The organism is Streptomyces sp. NPDC029041, assembly GCF_040637515.1.
Taxonomy (GTDB): domain Bacteria; phylum Actinomycetota; class Actinomycetes; order Streptomycetales; family Streptomycetaceae; genus Streptomyces.
Map to the genome: position 1 here is coordinate 66,453 of NZ_JBEZWO010000026.1, position 7,530 is coordinate 73,982.

The window sequence follows — 7,530 nt, forward strand, 5'->3', positions numbered from 1 at the left end:
TGAAGCCTGAGCAGCTGTCACCTCCCCGGGGCATGCATGAGGATCGCCGCCGCAACCGGCAGGGCCGGCGGCACCGACGCACTGGAGGCGAGAGTGATGAAAGAACGAGCCGGACAGGCGGGCACCCACACCATCGACGTCCCGGTCCTCATCGTGGGCGGCTCCCTGGTCGGCCTGGCAACCTCGTTGTTCCTGGGACGGCTGGGCGTACCGCACCTGCTGGTGGAGCGCCACGCGGGCACCTCCATCCACCCGCGGGGCCGGGGCAACAACGTCCGCACCATGGAACTGTTCCGGGTGGCGGGTGTGGAGAAGGCGATCCAGGAGGCGGCCGCCACCCTGTCCGTCAACCACGGCATCCTGCAGGCGCCCACCCTGGTCGGCGACGCGGGCGAGTGGCTGTTCAAGGACATCGACCCGGGCGGCGGCCTGGCCCGCTTCAGCCCCAGCGCCTGGTGCCTGTGCAGCCAGAACGATCTCGAGCCGGTCCTGCTCGACCACGCCCGAAGGCACGGGGGTGACCTGCGCTTCTCCACCGAGCTGATGTCGTTCGACAGCGGCCCCACGGGTGTGACCGCCGTGGTCAAGAGCCGTGAGACGGGTGAGCACACCACCATCCGCGCGGACTACCTCGTCGCCGCGGACGGCCCCCGCAGTCCCGTGCGTGAGCAGCTCGGCATCGCTCAGAGCGGCCCCGGCGACCTGTTCCACAACGTCAGCCTCACCTTCCGCTCCCGCCGTCTCGCCGACGTCGTGGGCGACCGTCACTTCATCGTCTGCTACCTGACGAACCCGGAGGCCGACGGCGCCCTGCTGCCGGTCGACAACCGCGAGAACTGGGTCTTCCACGCCCCCTGGCACCCCGAGCACGGACAGTCCCTGGACGAGTTCACGGACGAGTGGTGCGCCGAGCACATCCGCCGGGCGGTCGGCGTCCCCGACCTCGACGTGGAGATCACCGGCAAGGCCCCCTGGCACGCCGCCCAGAGGGTCGCCCGCAGCTACCGGTCGGGCCGTGTGTTCCTCGCCGGTGACTCGGCCCACGAGATGTCCCCGACCGGGGCCTTCGGCTCCAACACCGGTATCCAGGACGCCCACAATCTTGCCTGGAAGCTGGCCGCCGTGCTCGACGGCTGGGCCGGGGAGGAACTGCTGGAGACCTACGACGCCGAGCGCCGCCCCGTGGCCGAGGCCACCAGCGCGCGGGCCGCGGCCCGGTCGGCCGAACACAGCCACCCCGGATTCGCCCCGCCACCGGGAGCCGGAGGCGCCGGTCCACGGCAGGGCATCCTCAACGTGGCCCTCGGCTACCGCTACCCGCAGGGCGCCGTCGTCGGCGCGGACCCCGACGCCCCGGTGGTGCCGGAGGGCCTCGACCTGACCGGCGGACCCGGCAGCAGAGCGCCGCACCTGTGGGTGCGCCGCGGCGACGAACGGATCTCGACGCTCGACCTCTACGAGCGGTCCCTCGTCCTGCTCAGCGACGCCGCGGAGCCGAACGAGTGGCACCCGGCCGCCGTGCGCCTGGCCGACGAACTGTCCCTCCCGCTCAAGTCGTACCGGCTGGGCACCGGACCCGAGGCCGACCTGGTGCCCGAGGACACCACCGACTGGGCGGAGCGCCACGGCACGGGGCCCGGGGGCGCCGTGCTGGTCCGGCCCGACGGCTTCGTCCTCTGGCGGTCACCGGGTCCCGAGGCCGACGCCGAGGCCGTACTGCGCGGGGTCCTGCGGAGCGCACTGGCAGTCGCCTGAGCCCCGCGGGCTCCGTTCGTGTGAGGCGTTCCGCGCGGCCCTGCCCGCGGCCGCACCGTCCGCCTTGGCCACCGGCGTCCCTGACGCCGGTGGCCAAGGCGGTGCCCCGGACGGGAGGACGCCCGGGCGCGCACGCGCACATCACCTGTGCGGGGGACCGCGACCGTCGGGCCGGGGAGCACGCCGACGGCCGAGGTCTCCTTCGCCCGTCGGGTCCGGACGTCGTCCCCCCTGTCACTCACGTACTACATCCGAGTCGCGCGATGAGCGGGCACGGGCACAGGATCGAGAAACGCTGACGTCGCATCACTGCGGCCAACGTTCACTTTCCCCTCCGCGCGAAGGAGATGTGCGCAGGATGACCACCACATCCGAACGGGTTGCAGGTTCGCGGGCGCGCCAGGCGTCGCACCATGTCTCGCAGTCCGTGTTCGACGGTTCCCGGCTCCGAGTCGTCCTCCTGGTCGACGTCCACGACGGCGCCCAGCAGGAGTTCCTCGACGCCTACGAACAGCTGTGCAACCAGGTCGCGTCCGTCCCCGGGCACGTCAGCGACCAGCTGTGCCAGTCGATCGAGAACCCCTCGCAATGGCTCATCACCAGCGAGTGGGAGAGCGCCCCGCCGTTCCTCGCCTGGGTCAACAGCGAAGAGCACGTGCGGATGGTCGAACCGCTGCACAGCTGCGTGCGCGACACCCGGTCCCTGCGCTTCCACGTCGTCCGCGAGACCGGCGGCCCCGCGGCGGACGCCGGCCAGGGCGAGCGCCGGCTCCAGACCGCGCCCAGGATCGGCGACGGCGTGATCCGCCACGCGCTCACCTTCACCGTCAAGCCGGGCAGCGAGGAGATCGTCGCCAAGATCCTCTCCGACTACGCCTCGCCCGAGCCGCAGGTCGACGACACCACCCGGCTGTGCCGCACCTCGCTGTTCATGCACGGCAACCGCGTGGTGCGGGCCATCGAAGTGCGGGGCGATCTGCTGGCCGCGCTGCGCCACGTCGCCCGGCAGCCCGAGGTCCGGGCGGTCGAGGAGGCCATCAACCCCCATCTGGAGCAGGACCGGGACCTCGACGACCCCGAGTCCGCCCGGGTCTTCTTCACCAGGGCCGCGCTGCCGGCCGTTCATCACGTGATGGCGGGGCGGCAGGACCCCAGGGCCGAGCGGTACGCCCTGTACTACCCGGCCCGGCCGGACCTCGGCATGAAGCTGGCCGAACTCCTGTCCCGCCAGGACGAGGCGGCGGCGGACGACCCGCGCAGCCCGGTCCTGCGCAGCACCATCTTCCAGCGCGACGACGTCGTCGTACGGCTCATCGACGTCCGCGACGGGCTGGACGCCGCCGACCCCGTCCAGATCCTGGGCCTCACCGACCCGGCACAGGTCGCCGAGCTGACGACCCTCCTGGACGACGCGGGCACCGACCTCACCGCAGCGAAGGACGCCGGCATGGCGCGCCTTCTCGAACTCGCGCGCATGGACCTCGTCACCGACCGCCGGTCACCCGACGCCTGATTCACCGTCCCGTGGCAGAGGCGGTGCCCGCCTCTGCCACGGGTGGTGCAGTACATCAACGGAGGAACGCGTGATCACATCTCGTCCCAACATCGTGAGCATGAGCGACGTCGAGCCCAACCGCCGACGAGGCGGTGACCTGCGTGCCATGCTCACTCCGGCCGCCGTCGGCGCCACCAGCGGATTCATGGGCGTGGCCCTCATCGAACCCGGTGACCGCATCGCCGAGCACTACCACCCGTACTCCGAGGAGTTCGTGTACGTGGTGTGCGGGCAGCTGGAGGTGGACCTCGACGGCGAGCCGCACCCGCTGCAGCCCGAGCAGGGGCTGCTGATCCCCCTCAACGTGCGCCACCGCTTCCGCAACGTCGGCGACGTGGAGGCCCGTATGGTCTTCCACCTCGGCCCGCTGGCCCCGAGCCCGCCGCTGGGCCATGTCGACACCGAGGGAACCGACGCCGAGTCCGCGGTGGTGGGGGCGGAGGCAGCCGCACGACGTCAGGTCCGGTCATGACGCGACGAGTGGTGGTCACCGGCATAGGCATCGTCGCTCCCGGCGGCATAGGCGTACCGGCGTTCTGGAATCTCCTGGCGGAGGGGCGCACGGCGACACGGGCCATCACGTTCTTCGACCCGTCCGGGCTGCGTTCCCGGATCGCCGCCGAGTGCGACTTCGACCCGGCTGACCACGGTCTGGACGTGCGAGACGCGGAACGCTGCGACCGCTACATCCAGTTCGCCCTGGTCGCGGGCGACGAAGCGGTACGGGACGCCGGACTCGACGTGAGCGCCGAGGACCCGTGGCGCGTCGGTGTCTCGCTGGGCACCGCGGTCGGCGGCACCACCCGGCTGGAGAACGACTACGTCCTGGTCAGCAGCAGCGGACAGCGCTGGGACGTGGACCACCGCAAGGCGGGCCCGGAACTGCACCGCGCGTTCTCGCCGAGCACGCTCGCCTCGACGGTGGCGGAGCGCTTCGGGGCGCGCGGTCCGGTGCAGACCGTCTCCACGGGCTGCACCTCCGGGCTCGACGCGGTCGGCTACGCCTTCCACACCGTGCAGGAGGGCCGGGCCGACGTGTGCATCACCGGCGCCTCGGACTCGCCGATCTCCCCGATCACCATGGCCTGCTTCGACGCGATCAAGGCCACCTCCCCGAACAACGACGACCCGGCCCACGCCTCGCGTCCCTTCGACGCCGACCGCGACGGGTTCGTCATGGGCGAGGGCGGCGCCGTGCTCGTCCTGGAGGAGCTCGAGCACGCCAGAGCCCGCGGTGCCCACGTGTACTGCGAGCTCGGCGGGTACGCCACCTTCGGCAACGCCTACCACATGACCGGTCTGACCAGCGAGGGCCTGGAGATGGCCCGGGCCATCGAGGACGCCCTGGACCGCGCACGGCTCGACCCCACCGCGATCGACTACGTCAACGCGCACGGGTCGGGCACCAAGCAGAACGACCGTCACGAGACGGCCGCGGTGAAACGGGTTCTGGGCGCGCACGCCTACGACACCCCCATGAGTTCCATCAAGTCGATGGTGGGCCACTCCCTGGGCGCCATCGGGGCGATCGAACTCGTCGCCTGTGTGCTGGCCCTGGCCCACCAGGTGGTACCGCCGACCGCGAACTACCAGACCCCCGATCCCGAGTGCGACCTGGACTACGTCCCGCGCGTCGCGCGCGAGCGCAAGCTCGACAGCGTGCTCTCGGTGGGCAGCGGATTCGGCGGCTTCCAGTCCGCGGTGGTCATGAACCGGCCGAGGGAGAAGACACGATGAGCCAATCCCGTCCCCGGCGCGCGGCCGTCACGGGCATCGGTGTGGTCGCGCCCAACGGAGCCAGTACCGAGACCTTCTGGAAGTCCACCGCGGAGGGCATCAGCGCTCTGGAGCGGATCACCCGGGAGGGCTGCGAACACCTGCCGCTGCGGGTGGCGGGCCAGGTGCGCGACTTCGACCCGTCGGCGGCGATCGAGGAGCGCTTCCTGGTCCAGACCGACCGGTTCACGCACTTTGCGATGGCCGCGGCCGACCTCGCGCTGGACGACGCCCGGCTGCACCGGACCGAGACCGACGAGGCGCCGTTCTCCGTGGGCGTGGTCACCGCGGCGGGTTCCGGCGGCGGCGAGTTCGGACAGCGCGAACTGCAGCAACTGTGGAGTAAGGGCAGCCGCTTCGTCGGCCCGTACCAGTCCATCGCCTGGTTCTACGCCGCCAGCACCGGCCAGATCTCCATCCGCCGGGGCTTCAAGGGACCCTGCTCGGTCGTCGCCGCCGACGAGGCCGGCGGCCTGGACGCCCTCGCCCACGCGGCGCGGGCCGTACGGCGCGGCACCGACGTGATCGTGGCCGGTGCGACCGAGGCGCCGATCGCGCCCTACTCGGTGGTCTGCCAGCTCGGCTATCCAGAGCTCAGCACGGTCGACGACCCGACCCGCGCCTACCGTCCGTTCACGTCCGCGGCCTGCGGGTTCGTGCCCGCGGAGGGCGGTGCCATGGTCGTGGTGGAGGCGGAGTGCACAGCCCGGGACCGGGGGACGCGCGTGCGGGCCCACCTGGCCGGACACGCGGCGACCTTCACCGGGGCCTCCCGCTGGGAGGAGTCCCGGGAAGGCCTCGCCCAGGCCATCCGAGGAGCCCTGGCCGAGGCCGGCTGTGCTCCCGAGGACGTCGACGTCGTCTTCGCCGACGCCCTCGGCGTACCGGAGGCGGACCGCGCCGAGGCCCTGGCCATCGCCGATGCCCTCGGGGCGCACGGCACCCGTGTGCCCGTCACCGCGCCGAAGACCGGGATCGGGCGGGCCTACTGCGCGGCGCCGCTGATGGACGCCGCGACAGCGGTGCTGTCGATGGAGCACGGCCTGATCCCGCCCACCCCCCAGGTCTTCGACATCTGCCACGACCTCGACCTCGTGACCGGCCGGGCCCGCACCGCCGAGGTCCGCACGGCGCTGCTGCTGAGCCGGGGACTCATGGGTTCGAACTCGGCGCTCGTGCTGCGGCACGGCGCCGGCGACGCCTCGTGGTGAGGCGCCGCGGAGCAGAAGAGGAAGGGAACGACATGACCGACCGCATCACCGTCGAAGAGCTGGCCGAACTCATGAAGAAGTGCACCGGTGTCACCGTCACACCGGAGGAACTCGGCCGTGACGACACGGCCTTCGAAGGTCTCGGCGTCGACTCGCTGGGCCTGCTGGGCATCGTGGGTGAGCTGGAGAACCGGTACGGCACACCGATGCCGACCGACGCCGAACGCTCCAAGACGCCCCGGCAGTTCCTCGACCTCGTCAACAGCGCACTGCTGACAGGAGCATGAGATGACCGGACACACGCAGAACGAGATCACCATCGCGGCGCCCCTGGACCTGGTCTGGGAGGTGACCAACGACCTGGAGAACTGGCCGCAGTTGTTCAGCGAGTACGCCTCCGTCGAGATCCTCTCCCGCCAGGGCCACAGGACGACCTTCCGGCTGACCATGCACCCGGACGAGAACGGCACCGTATGGAGCTGGGTCTCGGAGCGCGAGCCGGACCGCGAGAAACTCACGGTCAAGGCCCGCCGGGTCGAGACGGGCCCCTTCGCCCACATGGACATCCACTGGCGGTACGAGGAGGTACCGGCCGGCACGCGCATGGTCTGGACCCAGGACTTCGCGATGAAGCCGGACGCGCCGGTCGACGACGCGTGGATGACGGACAACATCAACCGGAACTCCAAGGTGCAGATGGCCCTGATCCGCGACCGCATCGAGAAGATCGCAGCGGAGCGCGGTGCGGCGCACCGTCTGAACGACTGAGCCGGACGGAGAACCCCCCATGCACCAAGCTCTGATCGTCGCCCGGATGGCCCCCGGATCGGCGCCCGACATCGCCAAGGTGTTCGAGGAGTCCGACCGGGGGGAGCTGCCGCGGCTCGTCGGTGTGACCCGGCGCAGCCTCTTCCAGTTCGGCGATGTCTACATGCACCTGATCGAGGCCGAGCGCGATCCCGGCCTTGCCATCGCCGAGGTCGCCGGGCACCCCGAGTTCCGGGACGTCAGCGAGCGGCTGTCCGCGTACGTCAGCGCGTACGACCCCGACACCTGGCGTTCCCCCAAGGACGCCATGGCGCAGCGCTTCTACCTGTGGGAGCGCGAGCCGGCCGGCTGACAGCCTCCCCCCGTGACGACCGGTCGCCGGGTCCGCGACGCTGCGGAGGCCGTGCACGGACTTCACGAGCCCGTCGCAGGACAGGAGCACCGCGGCGGTCGTGTGCGGTACGC

At 71.4% G+C, this 7,530-nt stretch carries 8 protein-coding genes and 1 pseudogene; 8 read left to right on the forward strand and 1 reads right to left on the reverse strand.

Features of this window, described 5'->3' with window-relative positions; translation table 11 throughout:
- The first annotated feature begins 96 nt into the window (after positions 1 to 96).
- The 8 genes from AB0F04_RS37450 to AB0F04_RS37485 all read left to right on the forward strand — a co-directional run bounded on the left by AB0F04_RS37450 (position 97) and on the right by AB0F04_RS37485 (position 7,417).
- Complete coding sequence (locus AB0F04_RS37450) at positions 97 to 1,755, forward strand: FAD-dependent monooxygenase (protein WP_362050799.1); 1,659 nt, start codon at positions 97 to 99, stop codon at positions 1,753 to 1,755.
- Between the two features lie 358 nt (positions 1,756 to 2,113).
- Positions 2,114 to 3,268, forward strand: coding sequence for a SchA/CurD-like domain-containing protein (locus AB0F04_RS37455; RefSeq protein ID WP_362050801.1), 1,155 nt, complete (start codon positions 2,114 to 2,116; stop codon positions 3,266 to 3,268).
- Between the two features lie 100 nt (positions 3,269 to 3,368).
- Positions 3,369 to 3,782 (forward strand): cupin domain-containing protein, encoded by a 414-nt coding sequence (locus AB0F04_RS37460; protein ID WP_362050803.1) that lies wholly within the window; start codon positions 3,369 to 3,371, stop codon positions 3,780 to 3,782.
- Positions 3,779 to 5,047, forward strand: coding sequence for a beta-ketoacyl-[acyl-carrier-protein] synthase family protein (locus AB0F04_RS37465; RefSeq protein WP_362050806.1), 1,269 nt, complete (start codon positions 3,779 to 3,781; stop codon positions 5,045 to 5,047). Before AB0F04_RS37460 ends, AB0F04_RS37465 begins: the two co-directional genes overlap by 4 nt.
- On the forward strand, positions 5,044 to 6,297 hold the full coding sequence (locus AB0F04_RS37470; protein WP_362050809.1) for a ketosynthase chain-length factor: 1,254 nt from the start codon (positions 5,044 to 5,046) through the stop codon (positions 6,295 to 6,297). Before AB0F04_RS37465 ends, AB0F04_RS37470 begins: the two co-directional genes overlap by 4 nt.
- Positions 6,298 to 6,329: 32 nt before the next feature.
- Positions 6,330 to 6,584 carry an acyl carrier protein gene (locus AB0F04_RS37475; RefSeq protein WP_362050812.1) on the forward strand — a complete coding sequence of 85 codons (255 nt, stop codon included), beginning with the start codon at positions 6,330 to 6,332 and terminating at the stop codon, positions 6,582 to 6,584.
- Position 6,585: 1 nt separating this feature from the next.
- Positions 6,586 to 7,065, forward strand: a complete 480-nt coding sequence (locus AB0F04_RS37480; protein ID WP_362050815.1) for an SRPBCC family protein — start codon at positions 6,586 to 6,588, stop codon at positions 7,063 to 7,065.
- A 19-nt stretch (positions 7,066 to 7,084) separates the two neighbouring features.
- Positions 7,085 to 7,417, forward strand: coding sequence for a TcmI family type II polyketide cyclase (locus AB0F04_RS37485; RefSeq protein WP_362050818.1), 333 nt, complete (start codon positions 7,085 to 7,087; stop codon positions 7,415 to 7,417).
- A 45-nt stretch (positions 7,418 to 7,462) separates the two neighbouring features.
- Here AB0F04_RS37485 and AB0F04_RS37490 read toward each other — a convergent pair.
- A pseudogene (locus AB0F04_RS37490) lies at positions 7,463 to 7,530 on the reverse strand (roadblock/LC7 domain-containing protein); the annotation flags it as partial.